General features: G+C 67.6%; 24 protein-coding genes. 12 read left to right on the top strand and 12 right to left on the bottom strand.

The features are described 5' to 3' along the window. Window positions 1-30: 30 nt before the first annotated feature. Genes ABNX08_RS18310 through ABNX08_RS18320 form a run of 3 tightly spaced genes read left to right on the top strand, consistent with a single transcriptional unit; the run spans window position 31 to window position 1,888 of the window. Window positions 31-459 carry a glyoxalase/bleomycin resistance/extradiol dioxygenase family protein gene (locus ABNX08_RS18310; RefSeq protein ID WP_022536571.1) on the top strand — a complete coding sequence of 143 codons (429 nt, stop codon included), beginning with the start codon at window positions 31-33 and terminating at the stop codon, window positions 457-459. Next, complete coding sequence (locus ABNX08_RS18315) at window positions 459-1,211, top strand: 16S rRNA (uracil(1498)-N(3))-methyltransferase (RefSeq protein WP_022536572.1); 753 nt, start codon at window positions 459-461, stop codon at window positions 1,209-1,211. The genes ABNX08_RS18310 and ABNX08_RS18315 overlap by 1 nt, the downstream gene beginning before the upstream one ends. A gap of 50 nt (window positions 1,212-1,261) precedes the next feature. Next, window positions 1,262-1,888 (top strand): YidB family protein, encoded by a 627-nt coding sequence (locus ABNX08_RS18320; protein ID WP_022536573.1) that lies wholly within the window; start codon window positions 1,262-1,264, stop codon window positions 1,886-1,888. A gap of 72 nt (window positions 1,889-1,960) precedes the next feature. Here the strand turns inward: ABNX08_RS18320 and ABNX08_RS18325 are convergent, their stop codons facing one another. The 3 genes from ABNX08_RS18325 to ABNX08_RS18335 form a co-directional block, all read right to left on the bottom strand. Then, window positions 1,961-2,578 carry a barstar family protein gene (locus tag ABNX08_RS18325; RefSeq protein WP_022536574.1) on the bottom strand — a complete coding sequence of 206 codons (618 nt, stop codon included), beginning with the start codon at window positions 2,576-2,578 and terminating at the stop codon, window positions 1,961-1,963. After that, a complete protein-coding gene (locus tag ABNX08_RS18330; protein WP_041681155.1) occupies window positions 2,575-2,946 on the bottom strand; it encodes a ribonuclease in 372 nt (123 codons plus the stop codon). Before ABNX08_RS18330 ends, ABNX08_RS18325 begins: the two co-directional genes overlap by 4 nt. Before the next feature lie 364 nt (window positions 2,947-3,310). After that, window positions 3,311-5,638 carry an NADP-dependent malic enzyme gene (locus tag ABNX08_RS18335; RefSeq protein ID WP_022536576.1) on the bottom strand — a complete coding sequence of 776 codons (2,328 nt, stop codon included), beginning with the start codon at window positions 5,636-5,638 and terminating at the stop codon, window positions 3,311-3,313. Window positions 5,639-6,035: 397 nt separating this feature from the next. Between ABNX08_RS18335 and thiL the strand changes: the two genes are divergently transcribed. The 3 genes from thiL to ABNX08_RS18350 all read left to right on the top strand — a co-directional run bounded on the left by thiL (window position 6,036) and on the right by ABNX08_RS18350 (window position 8,267). Further along, window positions 6,036-7,016 carry a thiamine-phosphate kinase gene (thiL, locus tag ABNX08_RS18340; protein ID WP_022536577.1) on the top strand — a complete coding sequence of 327 codons (981 nt, stop codon included), beginning with the start codon at window positions 6,036-6,038 and terminating at the stop codon, window positions 7,014-7,016. Between the two features lie 122 nt (window positions 7,017-7,138). Then, complete coding sequence (locus ABNX08_RS18345; protein WP_022536578.1) at window positions 7,139-7,705, top strand: phosphatidylglycerophosphatase A; 567 nt, start codon at window positions 7,139-7,141, stop codon at window positions 7,703-7,705. 64 nt (window positions 7,706-7,769) lie between these two features. Next, window positions 7,770-8,267 carry a CinA family protein gene (locus ABNX08_RS18350; protein WP_022536579.1) on the top strand — a complete coding sequence of 166 codons (498 nt, stop codon included), beginning with the start codon at window positions 7,770-7,772 and terminating at the stop codon, window positions 8,265-8,267. Window positions 8,268-8,351: 84 nt separating this feature from the next. Here ABNX08_RS18350 and pyrF read toward each other — a convergent pair whose 3' ends face one another. Then, a complete protein-coding gene (gene pyrF / locus ABNX08_RS18355; RefSeq protein WP_041681156.1) occupies window positions 8,352-9,170 on the bottom strand; it encodes an orotidine-5'-phosphate decarboxylase in 819 nt (272 codons plus the stop codon). Between the two features lie 191 nt (window positions 9,171-9,361). Here pyrF and ABNX08_RS18360 point away from each other — a divergent pair, with 191 nt between their 5' ends. Then, window positions 9,362-10,261, top strand: coding sequence for a DMT family transporter (locus ABNX08_RS18360; RefSeq protein ID WP_022536581.1), 900 nt, complete (start codon window positions 9,362-9,364; stop codon window positions 10,259-10,261). A 562-nt stretch (window positions 10,262-10,823) separates the two neighbouring features. Continuing rightward, on the top strand, window positions 10,824-11,786 hold the full coding sequence (corA, locus tag ABNX08_RS18365) for a magnesium/cobalt transporter CorA (protein ID WP_022536582.1): 963 nt from the start codon (window positions 10,824-10,826) through the stop codon (window positions 11,784-11,786). Between the two features lie 12 nt (window positions 11,787-11,798). Here corA and mtgA read toward each other — a convergent pair whose 3' ends face one another. The 8 genes from mtgA to mpl form a co-directional block, all read right to left on the bottom strand. Beyond that, window positions 11,799-12,569, bottom strand: coding sequence for a monofunctional biosynthetic peptidoglycan transglycosylase (gene mtgA / locus ABNX08_RS18370; RefSeq protein WP_022536583.1), 771 nt, complete (start codon window positions 12,567-12,569; stop codon window positions 11,799-11,801). Window positions 12,570-12,586: 17 nt separating this feature from the next. Beyond that, on the bottom strand, window positions 12,587-13,483 hold the full coding sequence (gene aroE / locus ABNX08_RS18375; RefSeq protein ID WP_022536584.1) for a shikimate dehydrogenase: 897 nt from the start codon (window positions 13,481-13,483) through the stop codon (window positions 12,587-12,589). Beyond that, the gene (locus tag ABNX08_RS18380) at window positions 13,483-14,415 is read right to left on the bottom strand and encodes an energy transducer TonB (RefSeq protein ID WP_022536585.1); all 933 of its coding nucleotides are present in this window, start codon (window positions 14,413-14,415) and stop codon (window positions 13,483-13,485) included. The genes aroE and ABNX08_RS18380 overlap by 1 nt, the downstream gene beginning before the upstream one ends. Before the next feature lie 140 nt (window positions 14,416-14,555). Further along, window positions 14,556-16,682 (bottom strand): ribonuclease catalytic domain-containing protein, encoded by a 2,127-nt coding sequence (locus tag ABNX08_RS18385; RefSeq protein WP_022536586.1) that lies wholly within the window; start codon window positions 16,680-16,682, stop codon window positions 14,556-14,558. A gap of 279 nt (window positions 16,683-16,961) precedes the next feature. Next, complete coding sequence (fabG, locus tag ABNX08_RS18390) at window positions 16,962-17,702, bottom strand: 3-oxoacyl-ACP reductase FabG (protein WP_349607139.1); 741 nt, start codon at window positions 17,700-17,702, stop codon at window positions 16,962-16,964. Between the two features lie 6 nt (window positions 17,703-17,708). Next, window positions 17,709-18,353, bottom strand: coding sequence for a chorismate lyase (locus ABNX08_RS18395; protein WP_349607140.1), 645 nt, complete (start codon window positions 18,351-18,353; stop codon window positions 17,709-17,711). Further along, window positions 18,350-18,976, bottom strand: a complete 627-nt coding sequence (locus tag ABNX08_RS18400; RefSeq protein WP_022536589.1) for a YqiA/YcfP family alpha/beta fold hydrolase — start codon at window positions 18,974-18,976, stop codon at window positions 18,350-18,352. Before ABNX08_RS18400 ends, ABNX08_RS18395 begins: the two co-directional genes overlap by 4 nt. A gap of 18 nt (window positions 18,977-18,994) precedes the next feature. Further along, entirely contained in the window at window positions 18,995-20,374 is a 1,380-nt protein-coding gene (mpl, locus tag ABNX08_RS18405; RefSeq protein ID WP_022536590.1) for a UDP-N-acetylmuramate:L-alanyl-gamma-D-glutamyl-meso-diaminopimelate ligase, read from the bottom strand. Between the two features lie 196 nt (window positions 20,375-20,570). Between mpl and ABNX08_RS18410 the strand changes: the two genes are divergently transcribed. The 4 genes from ABNX08_RS18410 (at window position 20,571) to accB (ending at window position 23,211) form a co-directional block, all read left to right on the top strand. Then, window positions 20,571-21,260, top strand: a complete 690-nt coding sequence (locus ABNX08_RS18410; RefSeq protein ID WP_022536591.1) for a hypothetical protein — start codon at window positions 20,571-20,573, stop codon at window positions 21,258-21,260. Between the two features lie 79 nt (window positions 21,261-21,339). Then, complete coding sequence (locus ABNX08_RS18415; protein ID WP_022536592.1) at window positions 21,340-21,888, top strand: TlpA disulfide reductase family protein; 549 nt, start codon at window positions 21,340-21,342, stop codon at window positions 21,886-21,888. Window positions 21,889-22,085: 197 nt separating this feature from the next. After that, window positions 22,086-22,583: a type II 3-dehydroquinate dehydratase gene (gene aroQ, locus ABNX08_RS18420; protein ID WP_349607141.1), complete on the top strand. Its 498-nt coding sequence runs from the start codon at window positions 22,086-22,088 to the stop codon at window positions 22,581-22,583. Between the two features lie 169 nt (window positions 22,584-22,752). Beyond that, window positions 22,753-23,211, top strand: a complete 459-nt coding sequence (accB, locus tag ABNX08_RS18425; RefSeq protein WP_022536594.1) for an acetyl-CoA carboxylase biotin carboxyl carrier protein — start codon at window positions 22,753-22,755, stop codon at window positions 23,209-23,211. Window positions 23,212-23,329: the final 118 nt, after the last annotated feature.

The following is a 23,329-nucleotide window of genomic DNA, read 5'->3' on the forward strand; positions in this document are numbered from 1 at the left end:
GCCGGGTTTCCCGCATTCCAGGAGACGATCATGACCAGACCGGCCAACACCCCCTGGCTCACCCCCTACCTGACCGTCGCCAACGGCCGCGTCGCGCTGGACTTCTACAGCCGCGCCTTCGGCTTCACCGCCGGCCATGTGGTCGATGAAAACGGCGTGCCGACCCACGCAGAGATGCACTACCAGGGCCAGTTGGTGGTGATGTTCGCGCCCGAGGGCGCCTGGGGCAGCACCGCGCGCACGCCGCGCTCGCTGGGCGTGGAATGCCCGCAGACCTTCTATGTCTATTGCGACGATGTCGACGCAATGCACCAGCGCGCGATCGACGCCGGCGCGGTCAGCCTGATGGCGCCGGCCGACCAGTTCTGGGGCGACCGCTACTGCATGGTCGAGGATCCCGACGGCTACCGCTGGGGTTTCGGCAAGCCGCTGGAACAATCGGCGGGGCAGGCAGGCTGATGGCTCCGCGTTTCTTCGTCGGCGGCACGGAGGCGGTCCTGGCCGCCGAATCCGACTTTTCTCTTCCCGAACTCGTGGTACGCCACGCCCAGGTGCTGCGCCTGGCGCCGGGCGATGCCATTACGCTGTTCGACGGCCGCGGCGGCAGCCATGCGGCCACGCTGGTCGAACTGGGCAAGCGCCACGCCGTCGCGCGCATCGGCGCGCATGACACCGCCGAGGCCGAACCGCCCTTCCGCGTCACGCTGGCGCAGGGCCTGGCGGGTGGCGACAAGATGGACTGGCTGATCGAGAAGGCAGTCGAGCTTGGCGTCGGTGCGATCCAGCCATTGCAGGCCACACGCTCGGTGGTGCGGCTGTCGGGCGAGCGCGCGCAGAAGCGCCAGGCGCACTGGCAGGCGCTGGTACAGGCCGCGTGCGAGCAATGCGGCCGGAATCGCTTGCCGGAGGTCGCGCCGGTCGCTAACTTTGAGACGTGGCTGGCGCAGTCCGGCGGTGCCGGGGCACGGCTGCTAGTGTCGCCGCGCGCGGAGCAGTCGCTGCCGGCGTTCGTGGCGGACCGGCACGATGCGCTGGTCGCCAACGGCGTCACGCTGCTGATCGGCCCCGAAGGCGGCCTGTCACCGGAAGAGGAACAGGCGGCACGGCAGGCCGGCTTCACCGGCGTGTCGCTCGGCCCGCGCATTCTGCGTACCGAAACCGCGGGGCTGGCGTGCCTGGCGACACTCAACGCCTTGCTTGGCGGATTCTGATGGCAACAGCCACCCCGGCTGGCGCCAACCCTGACTGAAAGGAGTCGACCATGGGACTACTCGATAGCGTGCTGGGCGGCGTGCTCGGACAACTTGGCAACGCCCGCAGCGAGGACGGCAGTGCCGGCGGGCTCAATCCGAAGCTGATGATGGCGCTCGGGCTACTGGCGATGCTGGCGATGCGCAAGCGCGGCGAGGCTGGCGATGCGGGCGCGGCGGGTGATTCGGCGGCGCCGGTCGACGATGGCGTGGGCGGACTGGGCAGCCTCGGCGGCCTGCTGGGCGGCATGCTCGGTGGCGGCGCCGGTGCCGCGCCTGGGAACGCCACCGGCGGGCTTGACCTTGGCTCGCTGCTGGGCGGCCTGCTTGGCGGCCAGGGCGGCGCACCGGCCAACAGCCAGGCACTGGGCGCCGCCGCGGGCGGCATCGGCGCGCTGCAGCAGATCCTGGCGCAGGCCGGGCTGGGCGAGCAGGTCAATTCGTGGATCAGCAGCGGTGCCAACCAGCCGGTCACGCCGTCGGCGCTGAGCAATGCGCTGGGCGATACCGGTGCGCTGGAATCGCTGGCGCAATCGACCGGGATGTCGCAGGATGATGTGGCGGCGCAACTGAGCGACGGGCTGCCGGAGCTGATCGACCGTCTGACGCCGCACGGGCATATCCCGGCGCAGGAATAGCGGTCCGGCGCATCGCCAGAAAGCAAAAAGCCCGCATTTGCGGGCTTTTTTCATGGAACACCGTGCAGCCGATCAGGCGAACGAGTAGAACACCCGGAACTGCACCTTGCGCTCGCCCCAGAACTCGGCGGCGTCGCGGAACACGTCGAGCAGCACCTCTCGCCCTTCCTTGTCGAATTTCTGCGCAAGCGGCAGGCCCTCAAGCACGATCACGAAGCCCGGCTGCGGGCCGGCCTTGTAGATCATGTCGGTCAGGCAATCGGCCAGCGCGTCGAAGTTCTTGCCGAAGTGCTTCGGGAACGTGAACGAGATCGCGATCGTTTCCAGGATCTCCGCCTTGCTGGCGCAATGCGCGCAGTTGGCGTACAGGAAATGCTGGCCGAGATCCGCGGCCGCCTGGGCCAGCTCGGGCACGCGGAAGGCGCGGATCGACTGGACGATGTTCGGACGCACCGTCTTGAACAGGTTCATGGCCCCCTCGCTGGTGCCGTCTGCCCAGCCGGCACCGGTCGGCATGGCCACAGGCGCGGTCGCGGGCGGGAGTTTGTGCGTCAGCTCTTGGCGCGGCATCATCAGCACGTTGTCGTATAGGTTCTGGGCCTGCTGCTGAGCCCGCTGCCAGCCATCTCCGGCGCCGCGCTCTTCGCGGGCGGCAAGGGCGTCGCCCAATCCGAAAATGTCAGTCATCATTTGATTATCCGTTTGAAGCTGTTGTAGTGGTCTTCCGTGTAGTAACAATCGTTGGCAGCGCGTTGTTCCCCGCCGCATACGATCCGCTTGGCTCCCCGGTTCCGGCTTCTGGCACTCTTTACCGTGTATTCGCGGTAATACCCGCGTTCTCTTTGCGGCAGGATGCGTTCGTAGTTGCCGAATCGGGACCCGTCCTTGTCATACAGGAAAGGGCCGCCGGCTTCGATGCGGTCCAGGGTCTGCCGTGCATCGTTGGGCAACTGCTGCACTGCAATGGTTCCCATCCCTTCGGTCTGCGCCTGACGCGCCAGCGTCGGTTGCGCCAGGGCCAGCACCAGCGCCGCGCCCGTCATGGAACGGACGAGCATGCGTGTTGCGTGCCGCATCAGAGGTACTTGGAAACCCACGTTGCTTGTCTTGGTTGAACCGGAAATCGAGCCTGCCGCTGGTTGGGTAGACGATCTGTCCGGGCCACCCTGGCCAGCGCCCTGCGCCACCTGGTCAGGAGCGCGATGGATGCCGGCCGCACCGGGGCGCTCATGGCGAGCGCCTATATCAAAGGCGTAAGGTTACGCGCATGCACGGAATTAATCAATCCCGGTCCACGGGCAGCGCTATTTCTTCAATTGTTTCAATATGTTAAGCGTATGTGTGCGCATACTAACTGTTGGCAGATGGACACAAAAAAAGCCGGGCAAGCCCGGCTTTTCGCCACATTTGTGATGCGACGGATTAACGCTTGGCGGCGGCAGCGTCGACGACGACCAGCGAGGTCATGTTGACGATGCGGCGCACCGTCGCCGACGGCGTCAGGATGTGCACCGGCGCCTTCACGCCCAGCAGGATCGGCCCGATCGCGACGTTATTGCCCGCGGCAACCTTGAGCAGGTTGTACGAGATATTGGCCGCATCGATGTTCGGGCACACCAGCAGGTTGGCTTCGCCCTTGAGCGTGCCGTCCGGCACCAGCTGGTCGCGCAGCTTCTGGTCGAGTGCGCTGTCGCCGTGCATTTCGCCGTCGATCTCAAGCTCCGGGGCGCGATCGCGCAGGATGGCGAGCGTTTCGCGCATCTTGCGGGCCGAAGGCGCCTCGGACGAGCCGAAGTTCGAATGCGACAGCAGCGCGATCTTGGGCTCGATGCCGAAGCGCTTCAGTTCCTCGGCGGCCATCAGCGTGATCTGGGCCAGCTCTTCGGCGGTCGGGTCGACGTTGACGTGCGTATCCACCAGGAAGATCTGGCGGCCCGGCAGCACCAGGCCGTTCATCGCTGCGTAGACCTTGTTGGTGCCGCCCAGCACCTGGTCGATATAGCGCAGGTGCGCCGCGGTGTTGCTGACGGTGCCGCAGATCATGCCGTCGGCCTCGCCCTGCTTGACCAGCATGGCGCCGATCAGCGTGGTGCGGCGGCGCAGCTCCAGCTTGGCGTACTCGGGCGTGATGCCCTCGCGCGCCATCATGCGGTAATAGGCGTCGGAGTAGTCGCGGAAACGCTCATCGTGCTCGGGGTTGACCACGGTGAAGTCCACGCCGGCGCGCAGGCGCAGGCCAAAGCGCTCGATGCGGTGCTGCAGCACGGCCGGGCGGCCAATCAGGATCGGGTTGGCCAGCTTTTCGTCGACGATCACCTGCACCGCTCGCAGCACGCGCTCTTGCTCGCCTTCGGCGAAGACAATGCGCTTCTTGTCCATCTCGACCTTGCGCGCGGCGGCGTAGATCGGCTTCATCAGCGTGCCCGAGTGGTACACGAACTGCTGTAGCTGCAGGCGGTAGGCGTCCATGTCCTCGATCGGACGGGCGGCCACGCCGGACTTCATCGCGGCTTCCGCCACGGCCGGGGCCACCTTGACGATCAGGCGCGGATCGAACGGCTTCGGGATCAGGTACTCAGGGCCGAACGACAGGTCCTGGATGCCATAGGCGGTGGCGACGATGTCGCTCTGCTCCTGGCGTGCCAGTTCGGCCAGCGCGTTGGCCGCAGCGATTTCCATCTCGCGCGTGATGGTGGTGGCGCCGCAATCGAGCGCACCGCGGAAGATGAACGGGAAGCACAGGACGTTGTTGACCTGGTTCGGGTAGTCGGTACGGCCGGTAGCCATCACGGCGTCCGGGCGCACTTCCTTGACCAGTTCCGGCGCGATTTCCGGGTTCGGGTTGGCCAGCGCCAGCACCAGCGGCTTGTCGGCCATGCGCTGGACCATGTCCTGCTTGAGCACGCCCGCGGCGGACAGGCCCAGGAAAATGTCGGCGCCGTCGATCACCTCGGCCAGCTTGCGCTTGTCGGTCTTCTGCGAGAAGCGCGCCTTTTCCGGGTCCATCAGCTCGGTACGGCCTTCATAGACCACGCCGGCCAGGTCCGTCACCCAGATGTTCTCGATGGGCAGGCCGATGTCGACCAGCAGGTCCAGGCAGGCCAGCGCGGCCGCGCCGGCGCCCGAGGCAACCAACTTGACCTTTTTGATGTCCTTGCCGACCACCTTCAGGCCGTTGATGATGGCCGCGGCCACCACGATGGCGGTGCCGTGCTGGTCATCGTGGAAGACGGGGATCTTCATCTTCTCGCGCAGCTTGCGCTCGACGTAGAAGCACTCCGGTGCCTTGATGTCTTCCAGGTTGATGCCGCCGAAGGTCGGCTCCAGCGCAGCGATGATCTGGACCAGCTTCTCGGGGTCCTTCTCGTCGACTTCGATATCGAATACATCGATACCGGCAAACTTCTTGAACAGGCCGGCCTTGCCTTCCATCACCGGCTTGGAGGCCGCGGCACCGATGTCGCCCAGGCCCAGCACGGCGGTGCCGTTGGTGATCACGGCCACCAGGTTGCCGCGCGCGGTGTAGCGGAAGGAGTTGGCCTGATCGACAACGATTTCTTCACAAGCGGCGGCCACGCCCGGCGAGTAAGCCAGGGCCAGGTCGCGCTGGTTCGACAGCGGCTTGGTCGGGGTGACGGAGATCTTGCCGGGGGTCGGAAACTCGTGATACTCGAGCGCCGCTTTGCGCAGCGCCTCACGCTGCTGCTGTTTCAGATCGTCTTGGGACGGGGACTGCTGAGGGCTGGTCATCGGCGCATCTTCCAATCGGTGGAGCCGTCATTGACGTGGCGGGGACGATCGGCGGACCGGCTCCACGTGTCCGCCCTTCTCTTCCTTTGGAACCCCGCATTTTATATAGTGAAATACTATTTCACAATAAGCCTTTTGCTTGGGGCACCTTTGCGTTTCGGTACAATATGCCCCAACCTCGGGGCCAACACCAGCAAGCGTAGCGCCGTCCGGCGGAAGCGGGGTGACCCGCTGCGATCATGGCTGTCATGCGCGGCAGTATCTTGCTGAAACGCCCTTGGCACCCCATCCTGACGCGCTGCGCGCGCCGCGGTCCCCTCAGGCTGCCTCCTGCAACGCCCCGCCACCCCACCTGCTTTCCCGTCCTTGCCGGCCGGGCCACTCCTAGTCCACAGCGATGTCCGACCCTCACCCCGCCCAGCTTTCCGAGTTCGACCTGATCCGCCGTTATTTCACGCGGCCGGTGCGCAAGGCCGCGCTCGGCGTGGGCGACGACTGCGCGCTGATCGAGGGCCGCCCCGGCCACCACCTGGCCATCAGCACCGACATGCTGGTCAGCGGCCGGCATTTCTTCCCGGACGTGGCGCCGCGCGCGCTCGGCCACAAGGCGCTGGCTGTGAACCTGTCCGACCTGGCCGCGATGGGCGCCGAGCCGCGCGCCTTCACGCTGGCCCTGGCGCTGCCCGAGGCCGATCCCGCCTGGCTGGCCGACCTGGCCGAAGGCATGCTGGCGCTGGCGGACGCACATGGCTGCGAACTGGTCGGCGGCGATACCACGCGCGGGCCGCTGACGCTGTCGCTGACGGTGTTCGGCGACGTACCGGTGCGCGCCGCCCTGCGTCGCGATGCCGCACGCCCCGGCGACGATATCTGGATTTCCGGCACGCTCGGCGACGCGCGCCTGGCGCTGGGCGACTGCCGCGGCGAATGGCTGCTGCCCGAGCCTGAGTACAGCCAGGTCCGCCCTCGCATGGACACGCCCACCCCGCGCGTGGCGCTCGGCATGGCGCTGCGCGGCGTGGCGCATGCCGCACTCGATATTTCCGACGGGCTGGTCGGCGACCTCGGCCATATCCTGGCGCGCTCACAGGTCGGCGCGCTGCTGGACGTCGATGCGCTGCCGCGATCGGCGGTGCTGGCCAGCCAGCCGGAGCCGATCCAGCGCGAATGCGTGCTGGCCGGCGGCGACGACTACGAGCTTTGCTTCACGGCCCCGGTGGGCAATCGCGACGCCATCGCCGCGATCAGCGAGCGGCTCGCATTGCCGCTGACACGCGTGGGCACGATCACGCCGGAGCCGGCCCTGCGGCTGGTCGACGGTGCCGGCAACCCGACCCGGTACGAGGGCGCCAGCTTCGACCATTTTGCTTCCCCCTGACACCGGGGCACAGGCGTGTCATGATGCCGGCATCGGCGCGCCGCGCGGGCACGGGAGTCCCGCAACATGCAGCGCAGCCGGCCATAACCATAAGCAGCACCCGCATCACACGAGCCAAATTGATGTCCACCTTGCCTCCCGGGGCCGCGCCGCGCGACCCCGCCCTGACCCTGGAAGCCGGCCAGACCGTCAAGGTCACGCGCCCCACCGCCCGCTTCATGCTGGCGCATCCGGCCCACCTGATCGCGTTCGGCTTCGGCTCCGGCCTGTCGCCCCTCAGCCCCGGCACGGTCGGCACCCTCTATGCCTGGCTGTCGTTCGTGGTGATCTCGCTGTGGCTCGAGCCCACCACCTGGCTGTGGATCATCGGCGGCGGCTTCCTGGTCGGCCTGTGGGCCTGCGCCAAGACCGCGCGCGACATGGGCGTGCACGACCACGGCAGCATGGTCTGGGACGAGATCATTGCCTTCTGGCTGGTGCTGACCTTTGTCACGCCGACCGGGTTCTGGGGCCAGTTCGCCGCCTTCCTGTGGTTCAGGCTGTTCGATATCGCCAAGCCCGCGCCGATCGGCTACTACGACCGCACGCTCAAGGGGCCGGGCCTGCGCGGCGGCTTCGGCGTGATGTTCGACGATATCTTTGCCGCCTTCTACACCCTGCTGGTGTTTGCGCTGTGGCGCTCGTTCTGAGCCAACCCGCCACGATCCGCGCGCATCGCCCACTTATTTCTAATAATTTACCCCCGAGCCCATCATGTCCGTCAGCCGCCTGCTCGACCAGCTCGCCATCCAGGCCGGCGTCGCCCTTGCCGACAAATCGCTGATGCTGGCCACCGCCGAATCCTGCACTGGCGGGCTGGTGGCGGCCGCCATCACCGATGTATCGGGCTCGTCCGGCTGGTTCGAGCGCGGCTTCGTCACCTATTCCAACGAAGCCAAGAGCACCATGCTGGGCGTGCCGGCCAAACTGATCCGCGACCACGGCGCGGTCAGCGAGGAAGTGGCGCATGCCATGGCCGAGGGCGCGCTGCTGAACAGCCGCGCCCAGGTGTCGCTGTCGATCACCGGCGTGGCCGGGCCCAACGGCGGCACGCCGGAAAAGCCGGTGGGGATGGTGTGCTTCGGCTGGAGCAACCGCATTACGACCCTTACCGAAACGCAGCGCTTTCGTGGCGACCGCGGGCAGATCCGCCGCCAGGCGGCGGAGCATGCGATGCGGGGGCTGCTGGAGCTGCTGCGAAACGAGGCCTGACACCGCCGACACCAGCCCCTGCACCACCAAATAAAAAACCGCGCCGTTCCCGGTCGCGGTTTTTTTCTGCCCTGCCACCCGGCCTCAGCCGTGGCGATAGCGGTTGATCGTCTCCCGCGTCTGCAGCGCGACATTGCGCGCCGCCGTGGCAAAGTCCTTCTCGCGGCTGGCGTAGAGAATGGCACGCGACGAATTGATCATCATCCCCGTGCCATCCGCCGTGCGCCCGGCCTTGACCGTGGCCTCGATATCCCCGCCCTGTGCGCCGATCCCCGGAATCAGCAGCGGCATATCGCCTACGATCTGCCGCACCCGCGCGATCTCGTTCGGGAACGTCGCCCCCACCACCAGCCCCATCTGTCCGGTGGTGTTCCAGCGCTCGCGCGCCGCCTCGGCCACCAGCTGGTACAGCGGCTTGCCGTCGACCTGCAGGAACTGCACGTCGGAGCCGCCCGGGTTGGAGGTGCGGCACAGCACGATCACGCCGCGGCCCGGATAGGCCAGGTACGGCTGCATCGAATCGAAACCCATGTACGGACTGACCGTGACCGCGTCGGCCTTGTAGCGCTCAAAGGCCTCCAGCGCATAGTGCTCGGCGGTCGAGCCGATATCGCCGCGCTTGGCGTCCAGGATCACCGGGATGCCGGGGTGGGCATCGTGGATGTAGTGGATCAGCTGTTCGAGCTGGTCCTCGGCGCGCTGTGAATGGAAGTACGCGATCTGTGGCTTGAACGCGCAGACCAGGTCGGCGGTAGCGTCGACGATCTCGCGGCAGAACGAGAAGATGGCGCCGCCCGCCCCGGTCAGGGACAGCGGCAGCTTCTGCGGGTCAGGATCGAGCCCGACGCACAGAAGGGAATCGTTGCGCTGCCAGGCGGCAGCAAGCTGCTCGGTGAAAGTCATGGGTACTCGGTATTCCTGGTGGCGCCGGCGCCCCACAGGATCGGCCGGCGCGGTTGGCTGCAGCGGCGTGAAAACCATTCATCCCTTGCAGCATATGTCGCTTCCGGCGATTTTACCCGCTGCGTGCTATCGTTTTCCGCTTCCTCTCAAAACAAAGAGCGGCATCGCGCACAGCCAGCCGCCCTCCCTCCATGTCTCTCGATCGCCGCGGTATTTTCCTGCTTATCGTCCTTACGCTTGCCTGGGGCATCAACTGGCCCATCATGAAGGTAGGGGTGGCGCACTTCCCGCCCCTTGGTTTCCGGCTGCTGTGCATGGCCGGCGGCCTGCTGGCGCTGGGCCTGGCGCTGCGGCTGCGTGGCGACTCGCTGGCGGTACCGCGCCGCGAATGGGGCACGGTGTTCCGCCTGGCCCTTCCCAACATGGTGGTCTGGCACCTGTTTGCCATCGTCGCGGTCAAGATGCTCTCGTCGGGCCGGGCCGCCATCCTCGGCTACACCATGCCGATCTGGGCGGTGGTGTGGGGCCTGGTGTTCTTTCGCGAGCGCATCAGCGGCTGGGCCTGGTTCGGCATCGGCTGCGCGCTGACCGGCACCGTGCTGCTGCTGTCGGGCGAGATCAGCGCGCTGACCGGCAGCCCCGCCGGCACGCTGCTGATGCTGCTCGCCGCGGCCGGCTGGGGCTTTGGCACCCAGCTGATGAAACGCACCCAGACCAGCGTGCCGATCGGCGCCATGACCTTCTGGATGCTGGCGATCACGCTGCCGTTCCTGCTAGCCGGCTCGCTGCTGCTGGAAGACGGCTGGCGCATGCCCACGGCAGTCGAATGGGGGGCGATCGCCTACAACGCGGTGGTGGTCTTCGCCTTCTGCCACCTGGTCTGGTTCGGGCTGGCGCGCAGCCTGCCGCCGGTGGTGTCGAGCCTGTCGATCATGTTCATCCCGGTGGTCGGGGTGTTCTCGGGCATGTGGCTGCTGGACGAGCAGCCGCACTGGCAGGACTATGCGGCGATCGTGCTGATGTTCCTGGCCTTGTCTTCGGTGATGCTGGCGCCGCTGCTGTGGCGCCGGTTGCGGGGCGCCATGGGGTGACGCCGCGGCGACGGGGGCCTAGCACAACGGCAGGCCGCGGACGCGGAGATTTCACTTAACAAGCCACCCTTCGTTGGGCTACACTCGCGGCCATCACAATCCCGGAGAAATTACGTGGGCAGTAGCATCGGGTGTTCGAGTTGCCGCAGCAGCGCTGCGACCTCTGCGAATGCCATGTCACTGCGGGCTGCGTAACGACGACCCGCCCGGAGCACCCGGCTCCGCGCCTCGTCGGCCTCGCCCGCAGCAGAACACTGCGGGCGAGTGTCTTTCCGTGCCACCGGCGGCGCCATCCATGCGCGCCGCATCGTTACGGATCTTCCCTCTCCCGGCTAGCCAGCCAACCCAGGCAAACGCCATCGCCTTGTACCGCTTGTGCCGAACGGCAGGCGCGGCACAGCGCGATCACGCTTGCCCGTGGCCCGGCCATTGCGGCTGCGTTGCAGCATAGCGCAAGGCCATGCAGGGCATGACGGAGCACCTGGGATGCGGCGAGCCGCCTGCGCTTGTCTTCGCGCTTGTCTTTGTTTTTCGTCGCAATCAGTAATAAGGAATCCCGGGGATGATCAACCTGTTCGTCCTGCAGAAAGGCCGGCTCGCCCAGGAGCAGGTCGACGAGCGCAATGAGCTGCTGCAACACAAGCCAATCTGGATCGACGTCGTCAATCCCGACGACGAAGAGCTGAACTGGATCAAGGAAGCCTACGGCGTCGCCCTTCCCGAACTGGAAGACCTCGGCGACCTGGAGGCATCGGCGCGCTACTTCGAGGGCGAGGACGAGAATATCCATATCCGCACCGACTTCCTGCTGGACGAGGAAGAGGTGTCGCGCAACGTGCGCGTGGCCTTCGTGCTGACGCGCGACGTGCTGTTCTCCATCCACGACGAAGACCTGCCGGTGTTCCGGCTGGTGCGGTTGCGCGCGCGCATGCGCCCGGGCTCTGTGCGCAATGCCAAGGACGTGCTGATGGACCTGTACGCGACCGACGCCGAGTACTCCGCGGATTCGATCGAGGAAGTCTACGAACGCCTGGAAGAAGCCAGCCGCCGCGTGCTGGCCGAGAACGTGACCGATGCCGCCGCGGCCGACGTGCTGGAAACCATCGCCCGCGAGGAAGACTTGAACGGGCGCATCCGCCGCAACGTGATGGACACGCGCCGCGCAGTGTCCTTCCTGATGCGCAGCCAGCTGCTGTCGGCCGAACAGCAGGACGAGGCGCGCCAGATCCTGCGCGATATCGACTCGATCGAGAACCACACCGCGTTCCTGTTCGACAAGATCAACTTCCTGATGGACGCGACCGTCGGCTTCATCAACATCAACCAGAACAAGATCATCAAACTGTTCTCGGTGGTGTCGGTGGCGCTGATGCCGCCCACGCTGATCGCCAGTATCTACGGCATGAACTTCAAGTTCATGCCGGAGTTGGACTGGGCCGCAGGGTATCCGTGGGCGATTGCGCTGATGGCGGTGTCGGCGGCGATTCCGCTGGTGTATTTCCGCCGCAAGGGCTGGCTTAGCTGACGCCGGGGGGCGTCAGTCCGGCAAGGTGGCCGCCCCCATCCGCCGCGCGATGATCCCCGCCTTGGCGCGGAAATTCACGCGCACATTAGCGCAGTATTCCTTCTTGTCGAAGCACTTGGGCGCCGGCAGCGCCGCGGCCAGGCGTGCGGACTGGCCCACGCTGAGCTTGTCCGCCGTGGTGCGGAAGTAGTGCTGCGCCGCGGCCTGCGCGCCGAACACGCCCTCGCCCCACTCCACCGAATTGAGGTAAATCTCGTAGATGCGCTGCTTGTCGAGCCAGAACTCGAGCATCCACGTGATCGCCAGCTCCTGGCCTTTGCGCAGGTAGTGCTGCTCGGAGGACAGGAACAGGTTCTTGGCCAGCTGCTGCGTGATGGTCGACCCGCCCCGCACGATGCGCCCGCGCTTCTTGTTGCGCTCCCAGGCGTCGAGCATGGCGTCCAGCTCATAGCCCGGGTGGTTGACGAAGTCGGCGTCCTCGCTGGCGATCACCGCGCGCTTGAGATTGCGCGAGATGCGATCGTACGGTACCCATTGCCGGTCGATGCCGCAGTTCCACACGTTGAGGCCGCACAGCCGCCAGCGCTCGGCGCGCATGAACGTGGTCGTCGACGGGTTGATGTATTGCCAGCTTGCGATCTGCACGAAGAAGAACAACTGCATCGCCACCACGCCCGCCGCCACGCAGCCCAGCAGGTAGCCGAGCCAGCGGACCGGGTTGAGCACCGTCCGTGCAGGGGCTGCGCCGCGGCTGGCGCTGGCCGTGCGGTTGCGGTTGGCCACGGCTGGCGGCGCCCCGGTCAGCCCTTGCGTTCGGCCTGCAGCGCGGCGCGCAGCTCGGCCAGCACGGGGGCGGTGCGGGGGCGCACGCCGCGCCAGATGTAGAAGGCTTCGGCGGCCTGCTCGACCAGCATGCCCAGGCCGTCGCTGGTACGCGCGCCGCAGCCCGCGGCGAACTGCAGGAACACCGTGGGCTCGGCGCCGTACATCATGTCGTAGGCGAGCACGCCTTCGCCCAGCAGCAGCTCGGGCACCGGCGGCACTTCGCCATGCAGGCTGCTGGACGAAGCGTTAATCACGACGTCGCAGGCCTCGTCCTCGGACAGGCCTTCAAGCGCATCGAGCCCGCCGCCCCACAGCTCCACGCCGTACTGGTCGGCGGCTTCGACAAACTCTTCCAGCATGTCGCTGGCGCGCGAGGCGGTGCGGTTGGCCACCACGATGCGCGACGGCCGGCATTCGATCAGCGGCAGCATCGCGCCCATGGCCGCGCCGCCCGCACCCAGCAGCAGCACGCGCTTGCCTTCGATCAGCGTGTCGAGGTTGTCCTGGATATCGCACACCAGGCCGATGCCGTCGGTGTTGTCGCCGTGGATCAAACCCTCTTCGATCCACAGCGTGTTGACCGCGCCGGCGGCTTCGGCGCGCTCGGTCAGGCGGTCGGCCAGGTCATAGGCTTCGAGTTTGAACGGCACGGTCACGTTGCAGCCGTAGCCGCCGTCGGCAAAGAACTTGCGCACGGTGTCGGCAAACCCGTCCAGCGGCGCCTCCAGGCGGTCGTATTGCACGGCCTCGCCGGTCTGGCGCGCAAAGGCGGCGTGGATCGCCGGCGAGCGGCTGTGCGCGACGGGGTTGCCGATCACCACATAGCGATCGGACGTGGGCTGGGAGGAATCAGTGGAAGCAGTGGATGTCATCAGCGTGCCTGCAAGCGGGTTTCCAGCCCGCTGCGCGAAAACTTGAAAGTGGAAATGACTTCGAGGATGTCCTGGCGCGCCGCCATTTCCGCCGTGAACGCGCCGAACGGCGCGGCCGCGCGCACGATCGCCACGGCCTGGCGGTCCAGCGCGGGATCGCCCGAACTCTTGACCACGTCGATGGCATCGACGTTGTAGCCGTCGCGGTTGTAGCCGAGCTTGCCCAGCCGGTTGACGTTGATCACCAGGATCAGCTGGCCGTACAGCGGCTTGCCGTTGCGTTGCGGGAAATCGGTGGTACCGCGCGCCTCGATCTTGCGGCGCAGCCGGTCGTAGTACTGCGCGTAGTCGACCGCCTGCGCGCTGGTGGCGGTGAGCTGGAAGCGCTTGGGCCGCTTGGCGTACTGGTCCAGGTTGCGGCCGATCTCGGCCTCGAGCTTGGCCATCTCGTCGGCCGAGGTGCGCTCGTCCTGGCCGCGCTGCGGGGCGTCCTCGCGCCTCTCGCCGGGCTTGAGCGGCTGGTTGCGCACCGCCGGCGCGGGTTCGCGCGCCTGGGTCAGCAGGCGCTGCTGCTCCTGTTCGAGCTGCTCGACGCGGCGCTGCACCTGGCGCACCAGGTCGCCTTCCTGTGTCACGGTCTGAGCCGGCAGCGGCGTGCTGGCACGCTGCTGGTCATGGTCGCCGCCGCCGTCCAGGTTGGCCTGCGCCAATGCGGTCGGGTTGCGCGGCTTCTGCGCCGATTTGGCGTTGACCAGCACCACGTCCAGCGCGGCATCGCTGCGCTTGATCTCGAACACCTCGGGCGCGGCGATCCGCACCATCAGCAGCACCGCATGTACGGCCAGGGAAACGGCCAGCGCCTTGGCCAGCGTACTGCTGTTGTGCCACCTGGCATGCCACCAGTGGCGGGGAGCGGCGAAAGCGGCGTTCACGATGGATGGATGAGGGCTCGGAGGGCTGGGTGCACGGACTGGCCGGGACGGGAGGGGACCGGCAGGCCATGGCAAACCGGGGCCCGCAGGCCCCGGATCAGACTGGCATTGTAAGTGAGCGCCGTCGATTTCCGAAGGCTTCAGCCCGCCGCCGGGCCGCCGGTGTCGCGCTGGGCCGACGGCTCGCCGTTCTCGTCATTGCCGTCCGCGCCCGCGGGTTCCTCCGGCGCCTCGTCCGACACCCCGGCGGCCTGCTCCGCGGCTTGCTCGGCCGCCAGCTCCGCCGCGGCCTCGGCAGCGGCTTCGGCCGACACTTCAGCGGCTTCCTCGTCGCTTTCCAGCTCTTCCTCGGGCAACTCGCCTTCTCCGGCAAAGACTTCCAGCACGCGGCACGACACCTCCAGCGTGATCTCGTCGGTCTCGCCGATCTCCAGCAGCACCTGGGTGCCGCGCTGCGCCTGGGCCAGCTCGGGCACGCGCGTGACCAGCGGGATCTCGGTGAAGCGCACCGCGCCTTCCTTGAGCACCGAGGCCATCATGCGCTCGCGCTTTTCCTGCTTGAGCCAGCGCAGGCACCAGTAGCGCTCCATGGTCGACTGGTGGTCGGCATAGGCGGCATAGGTGCCTTCGAAGTCGGCCACCGCGGCCAGCAGGTCGGCGTCCTTGGGCTTGAACGGCGCCACCAGCTTGGCGGTCACGCCGTGCTGGGCCACCGCCAGGATCTGCCACTGGTTGACCAGGTCGACATAGCGGCGCAGCGGCGAGGTGCTCCACGCGTACTGCGCCACGCCCAGCCCCTCGTGCGGCGCCGGATAGGTCTGCATGCGGGTGCGGTGCATGCCCCACGCCTTCTGCGTGCGGTAGATGCCCGGCACGCCCTGGTCGGCCAGCAGCTTGCCCCAGGTGCTGTTGGCCAGGATCATCAGCTCGGCCACGATCTTGTCCAGCGGCGAGCCGCGCTTGCGCTGCTCGATGCGCACGCGCTGGCTGCCGTCGGCCTGGTCGTCGAGGTAGAAGTTGAAGTCGGCGCGGTTGTGCGTCTCGGGACGCAGGCCGCTGGCCAGGCGCGCCTTCTGGCGCTCGTCGTACAGGTAGCCGGCAAAGTGCCAGAGCTGCGTCAGCGCGTCGCGGAACGGGTAGTCGCCGGTGCCCTGTGAGAGCGAGGCCTCGGTGATGACGTCGTCCAGCAGGTTGTGGCGCAGGTTGGCGGCGATCGGCACCATCTCGGCGCGGGTCTCGCTGCCGGTGATGAGCCACACGCTCGGGTCCACCGTCACGTACAGCGACAGTGCCGGGCATACGCGGCCTTCCTGCAGCGTGTAGCGCTCCACCACCGGGTCGGGCAGCATGGTGATCTTGTCGCCCGGGAAGTAGACCGTGGACAACCGCTGGCGTGCGATCGCGTCGAGCGGCTCGCTACGGCGGATGCCCAGCGCGGGCGCGGCGATATGGATGCCGATGCGCAGCTTGCCGTCGGCCAGCTTCGTCACCGACAGCGCGTCGTCGATCTCGGTGGTGGTGACGTCGTCGATCGAAAACGCTTCCACCTCCGCCACCGGCAGGTCGGCGGGCGGCTCGGGCACGTCGGTATCCGGGAAGCCGGTGCCCTTGGGGAAGCACTCGGCCAGGAACTTGGCCTCATGCAGCGCGCGCGGGCTGGCCACGCCGCCGGCGGCGACCATCAGCCGCATCGGCGTCATGCCCAGCGCGGTGCAGGCCGCGTCCATGGCCTTGAATTCCAGGCTGTTCTTGTCTGGCTTGAACAGGAGCTGCAGCACCTTGTTGCGGAACGATTCCGGCAACGTCAGCGCCTTGAGCTGGTCTTCGTATTCGGCCTGCACCAGCGCCTGCTGGCGCTTGCGCTCGAGCGCGGCCAGCGCCGCCTTGAGCTGGTCTTCGGGCGCGCGCTGGTAGCGGCCGCGCCCCTTGCGGCGGAAGTACACCGGGTTGCCGTGCAGCGCCATCGCCAGCGCCGCCTGCTGCACCGCGCCGGGTTCGGCGCCGTAGTATTCGGCGGCCAGCTCGGCGAAGCCGAACTCGGCCTCGGGCGCGCATTCCCACAGGAAGTCCAGGTCGATCTCCGCCACCATGTCGCCGGTCTGGCGCACCAGCTCGATCGCCGACGGCTGCGCAAACTGCAGCAGCACGTCGCGGGACTTGACCTTGGTGCGCTTGCCGGCCGGCAGCTCCACCTGGTAGGCCTCGCCCTGCTGGTTCAGCACGGTGCCGGCGCGGATTTCGCCGCCTTCTTCGAACAGCAACTGCATCGATCGGTACTTTCAGAAATGCGCGGAACCGCATCGGGGCCGCCAGGGGCGGCGCTGGAGCGGTTCCTGTAGGAGAAATGGTGCGGACGGTGCGGACCGGCGAACGAATACGCGGCTGGTCCGGGCTGGTCCGCGCAGGGCGCGCAAGCTGCGCGCCGGGGCGCCCCCCGTAGCATTACGGGCGTGGCCGCAGACCTGGAATGATACCGCACCCCCGGTCCTGCGCCCGGCCGGCGCCGCTTTGGACGCCCCGCCGGGGCGCATCGGGGAGGCCAGGCCTCAGAGCGACATGCCGCCGCTGGCCTCGATCGCCACGCCGTTGACGTAGCTGGCGTCGTCGCTGGCCAGGAAGGCGTAGATGCTGGCGATCTCGGCCGGCTCGGCCAGGCGGCGCAGCCAGCACGACGACTTCATGCCGTCGAGCACCTTCTCCGGCACGGTCTTCAGGATCTCGGTATTGACGAAGCCCGGGCACACCGCGTTGACGCGCACGCCCTTGGGCCCCAGCTCGCGCGCCCAGGTCTTGGTAAAGCCGATCACGCCGAACTTGCTGGCCGCGTAGTTGGTCTGGCCGAAGTTGCCGTACAGGCCGACCACGCTCGACGCGTTCAGGATCACGCCCCGGCCCTGTTCGGTCATGATGGTGGCGACGGCCTGGGCGCAGTTGAACACGCCCTTCAGGTTGACGTCGATCACGGCGTCGAACTGCGCCTCGGTCATCTTGACCAGGCGCGCATCCTTGGTGATGCCGGCGTTGTTGACCAGGATATCGATGCGGCCATGCGCGGCAATCGCCGCCGCGACCATGGCGTCGACCTCGTCGCGCCGGGTCACGTCGACCCGGTAAGCCGACACGGTGGCGCCGGTGGCGGCCAGCTTGTCGGCGGCCTCGCGCACGCGCGCCTCCTGCACGTCGCACAGCACGACGATGGCACCGTCGGCGGCAAAGCGCTGCGCGGTGGCAAACCCGATACCGGCGGCGGCACCGGTGATGATGGCAACCCGTCCCTGCAATCTCATCTTGTTTTATCTCTTCGCTTCGGTAGTGCGTGTGAAAACGGGGCCGCGGTCTTTGATGCGCGCAAGCGCGCCCGCCCCGGTCCCCGGGGATGGCCGCGACAGCAGGTCCGGCAAGAAGACCTCTGTCACGAGCATGACGCCGTCGCCGCGCCGGAATACCGAGCGCCGCGCCGGCAGCATGGGCAACGGCCCCATGGCCGGCAGCACGCGCTGCAGCGCCTGGCGCAGCGGATGGTGCGGCAGCAGCCGCGCAAACTGGAAGGGGTCGCGCTCGACCGCCGGATCGACGAACAGCCGCCCGCCCAGCGGGCGCTCGCCCAGCCCGCGCAGGAACGGCCAGTCGCGGCGCGCATGGCGCTGGCGCACCACGGTGTGGGCAAATACGGCGGGGATATCGTCGCAGATCAGCAGCACCTCACGCGTCAGCGCGGGGGTGCGGTTGCCCTGCCCCAGCGCCTGCCATTCGTCGGCCAGCGGCCGCAGCGGGCGCTGCTGCAGGCGGGCCACGCGAAAGCGCTCCGACGCGGCCACCAGCCGCGCGGTCAGCGAGCCGTCATCGCCGGTCACCCAGCGCCGCAGGTTGGGCGTGATGGCAGCATCGAAAGGCAGGTGCGAACTCCAGCCACAGCGGCGCGCGGACTGCGCGCTCATGCCGGGCTTGCGCTTGCCGGCACCTTGCCGTCCGGGCCATAGCCGCAGAAGGCGAGCACATCGTCGACGTAGTCGGCAAATTCGCTGATGCCGTGGTCGCTGCCCTCGATGACGCGCATCTTCGCGCCGGGGCAGGCGGCCACCATTTCACGGTAGTCCAGCACCTCATCGCCGGTGGCGGCGATCAGGTAATAGCGTTCGGGGCGGGTGATGGTGTCCACGCGCAGGTCCAGCAACTCCCGCAGGTGGCGCCGCTCGACCCTGACCGAGCCGCCGCCATGCCATAGCGGCTGCTCGCCCAGGTATTGCTCCAGGTCGGTCCACGGATGGATAGCCGGGTTGAGCAGCACGGTCTTGCAGCCGTAGCGCTCGCCCAGCCAGCGCGCATAGAAGCCGCCCAGCGACGAGCCGACGATGGCGATTTCCTGGTCGCCGCCGGCCTGCGCGGCGCTCTTCGCGGCACGAATGGCGGCCTCAGCCTGCGCGATGGCCATTTCCGGCGAGACATTGAGCGTGGGGCAGGCGTAGTAGCGCCCCACGCCCCACTCGCGCATGCGCTCCTGCACCAGCCGGGCCTTGAACGACTGCGGCGAGGAGCGGAATCCGTGCAGGTATAGCAGCATGGTGGTCCTTCGCGTCGGTCAGCGCTGGGCCAGCGCGTCCAGCAGCTTCTGGTGCACGCCACCGAAGCCGCCGTTGCTCATTACCAGCACGTGGTCGCCCGGCTGAGCCGCGGCGCGCACGACCTGCACCAGCTCCGCCAGGTCCTGGAATGCGCCGGCCTTGGCGCCAAGCGGCGCCAGCGATTCGGCCAGGTCCCAGCCGAGCGCGTCCTTGCCCGCCGGAGCGCCGTAGCCGAACACCAGGTCGGCCTGCTCCAGGCTGGCCGGCAGCTGGGCCTTCATCACGCCCAGCTTCATGGTATTGGAGCGCGGCTCCAGCACGGCCAGGATGCGGGCATTGCCGACACGGCGGCGCAGTCCTTCCAGCGTGGTCTGGATCGCGGTCGGGTGGTGGGCGAAGTCGTCGTAGACAGTCACGCCATTGACCACGCCGCGCACTTCCATGCGGCGCTTGACGTTGGCGAAGCGCCCGAGCGACTCGATCGCCTGCGCCACCGGCACGCCGACGTGGCGCGCGGCCGCGATCGCCGCCAGCGCATTCATGCGGTTGTGGGTGCCCTGCAGGTCCCACACCACGGTGCCGACGACGGCATTGCCAAACCAGACGTCGAAGGCATCCTTGCCGGGCGCAGCCTTGGCGCCGGCCGCATCGCTCTCGCGCCAGTCGCCTACACCGAACTGCTCGACCTCGCTCCAGCAGCCGCGCTCGAGCACGCGGGCCAGGCTCTCTTCCACGCCGTTGACCACCAGCCGGCCCTGGCCGGGCACGGTGCGCACCAGGTGGTGGAACTGGGTCTCGATCGCCGTCAGATCGGGGAAGATGTCGGCGTGATCGTATTCCAGGTTGTTCAGGATCGCCGTGCGCGGGCGGTAGTGGACGAACTTGCTGCGCTTGTCGAAGAAGGCGGTGTCGTACTCGTCGGCCTCGATCACGAAGAAGTCGGATTCGGTCACGCGCGCTGAAATGCCGAAGTTCTGCGGCACCCCGCCCACCAGGAAGCCCGGGTTGTAGCCGGCATCCTCCAGGATCCAGGCCAGCATCGAGGTGGTGGTGGTCTTGCCGTGCGTGCCGGCCACGGCCAGCACCCACTTGCTTGCCAATACGTGCTCTCCCAGCCATTGCGGGCCGGAGACATAAGGCAGGTTGCGGTCGAGGATGGCTTCCATTAGCGGATTGCCGCGCGAGACCACATTGCCGATCACGAACAGGTCCGGCTCCAGCGACAGCTGGGCGGGGTCGAAACCTTCGATCAGCTCGATCCCTTGCGCCTCGAGCTGGGTGCTCATCGGCGGGTAGACATTGGCATCGCAGCCGGTGACGCGGTGACCGGCCTGCTTGGCCAGCACCGCCAGGCCGCCCATGAAGGTGCCGCAGATGCCAAGGATATGAATATGCATGGGTTCCCGGAAAGACATGAAGCAGGCCGGCGAACTCGGCCTGGGGACTCGGCACCCGGCGGCGCGCGCGGCGGTTTTGTGCCGCTGGCGAGGCCGGGCAGGAAGCCCACGATTGTACCCGAGCGCCGGCGGCCCTCGCTGCACTGCGGCAGCATGCGGGCACCTGCCGCGGGGGCGTGCTCCGGTATCATGGGGCATGACCCGACGTACCCAGCTTGACCCCTCCCGCCTGCGCGACGAGATCGCCCAGGCCGCCGCCCGCATGATCGCCGAGGACGGTGCCGACTACGCCACCGCCAAGCGCAAGGCCGCGCGCCAGCTGCTGGGCGAACAGCGCGTGCCCGGCGAATGGCTGCCGGACAACGAACAGATCGAAGCCGAGGTGCGCGCCTACCAGGCGCTGTTCCATGCCGAGACCCAGCCCCGCATCCTGGCGCTGCTGCGCCGGCTGGCGGTACTGGCGATGGAAGACCTGGCGCCGTTCCGGCCCTACCTGGTCGGCGCGGTGCTCAACGGCACCGCCACCGAGCACTCTGATATCTATCTGCAGTGCTTCTGCGACAGCCCCAAGGACGCGACGCTGCACCTGCTTAACGCCGGGGTGGACTTCGAAACCAGCGAGAGCCGCCACTTCGGCGGCCGCGGCGAGGTCGAGACCCTCAGCTTCCTGTGGAAGGGCCAGTGGCCCGACCGCCGCGAGGCCAGGCTGCTGGCCGGCGAAGTGCGCGCGGAACTGGGGGCGCCGGTGGGTATCCATATTGCGCTGTATGATGCCGTCGACGAACGCGGCGCCGTGCGGGCCGACGCCTCCGGGCGCTTGGCACGCGCGGACGTGCAGGCGGTGCGTGCGCTGATGGACAAGGCCGACGAGGCCGAACCGGACTGACGCCGGCCGCTCCAACCATCACCCGACACCATGCGCCCCCGTTGGTGCGCCCAACTGACTCCTTGGTCCAGGCCATCCCATGACTGAAACCGTTTCCTCGCCCGCCCGCCGCTCCCGCCTCTGGCTGTGGATCGGGGTTGCCGTGGTCGCCTGCGTCGCCGGCGCGCTGGCCGGCCATTTCGTGTTCTCGCCCAAGCCCGCCGGCGACCAGGCGGTGGAGACCTTCTTCCAGACCCGCCTGCCTGATGCCGCCGGGGCCGACCTGGACCTGGGCAAGCTGCGCGGCAAGACCGTGGTGGTGAACTTCTGGGCACCATGGTGCGGCCCCTGCGTGGAAGAGATGCCCGAACTGACCGCGCTGCATGAGGAATACAAGAACCGGCAGGTGGAGTTTGTCGGCATCGGCATCGATTCCGCCGCCAACATCCAGCAGTTCACCAGGAAGGTACCGGTAGCCTACCCGCTCGCCGTGGCGGGTTTCGCCGGTACCGAGCTGTCGCGCAATTTCGGCAATAGTGCCGGGGGCCTGCCCTATACCGTGGTGATCAACCCGGACGGCTCGGTGAAGTACCGCAAGATGGGGCGGGTCACCGCCGAGGAATTGCGGGCAGTCCTGCCGCGCACATGACGACATTCTTCCGTGAACTCCGCTGAATTTCGGATTTCTTCGGCGATTTCTGTCAGCTGGCGCATCAAACCCGGCGAAAGTGCTTAAAACGGCATTGGAGTACGACTGAATGCCGCCCGGCCTTGTATCGCCCGCTAGACAAATCACTCTAAGCTACGGTAATCTCCGCGCAATTTCGTTGATCTGGTCGAGCCGCCGTGACTGCAACCCGCTCCCTCCGTCGCTCAGCCCGCTACCGCAAGGTGCTGGTCCTCCATGGGCCGAACCTCAACCTGCTGGGCACACGCGAGCCGGAGACCTACGGGCACACGACGCTTGCCGATATCGACGCGGCCCTGGCCGAACGTGCCACAAAGGCCGGTATTTCGCTGGCATCGTTCCAGTCCAACCATGAAGGGGCGCTGGTCGACCGCATCCACGCCGCACGCGCGGAAGGCGTCGACTTCATCGTTATCAACCCCGCGGCCTATACGCATACCAGCGTGGCGCTGCGCGATGCGCTGGCCGGCGTGGCGATCCCCTTCGTCGAGGTGCACCTGTCGAACGTGCACCGCCGCGAGAGCTTCCGCCACCACTCCTACTTCTCCGACGTAGCGGTCGGGGTGATCTGCGGACTGGGCTGGCAGGGTTACCTGCTGGCGCTGGACTATGCGCTGGCCCAGGAGCAGCCGCCGCCAGGGAGTTCGGGGAGCTGACCCCCGCCAGATTTATTTGAATACATGCGCGCGCGCCGCCTGGCGGCCTGCGCCCGTTGCGTGTGCTTCGGCACGGCGGGCGCGGATCCCTGGTGGCCGCCACAACGATTTCTTCCGCCGCGGCCGTTCCCGGCAGCGGCCGGACAACCCGATTCAGGAGGATAAAAAGATGGACCTGCGCAAGCTGAAGACGCTTATCGACCTGGTGGCCGAATCCGGCATCTCCGAGCTGGAAGTCACCGAAGGCGACGGCAAGGTACGCATCGTCAAGCAACCGCCGCAAGTCATCGCCGCGCCGATGGCCATGCCGCAGATGCAGGCGCTGCCGGCCGCCCCGGCCGCAGCCCCGGTCGGCGCTGCGCCGGCTGCCGAGCCGGCTGTCCAGCTGCCCGCCGGCCATGTGGTGACCTCGCCGATGGTGGGCACGTTCTACCGTGCGCCCTCCCCCGGCGCCGCGCCCTTCGTCAACGTCGGCGACACCGTCAAGGAAGGCCAGACCGTCTGCATCATCGAAGCCATGAAGCTGCTCAACGAAATCGAGTGCGACAAGGCCGGTGTCATCAAGGAAATCCTGGTCGAAAACGGCCAGGCAGTGGAATACGGCCAGCCGCTGTTCGTCATCGGCTGATCCCCACCGGGATGCCGCGCCGCATGCTGCCATTGGCCACTCGCGTGGCCACCAGGCAGCACCGGCGCGGTCCGCTAATGGCGTTTCGTGACGCCGGGGACGCTGTGGGCATCGCGGC

It is taken from the genome of Cupriavidus sp. DF5525, assembly GCF_040149425.2.
Classification (GTDB): Bacteria; Pseudomonadota; Gammaproteobacteria; order Burkholderiales; family Burkholderiaceae; genus Cupriavidus; species Cupriavidus pickettii_A.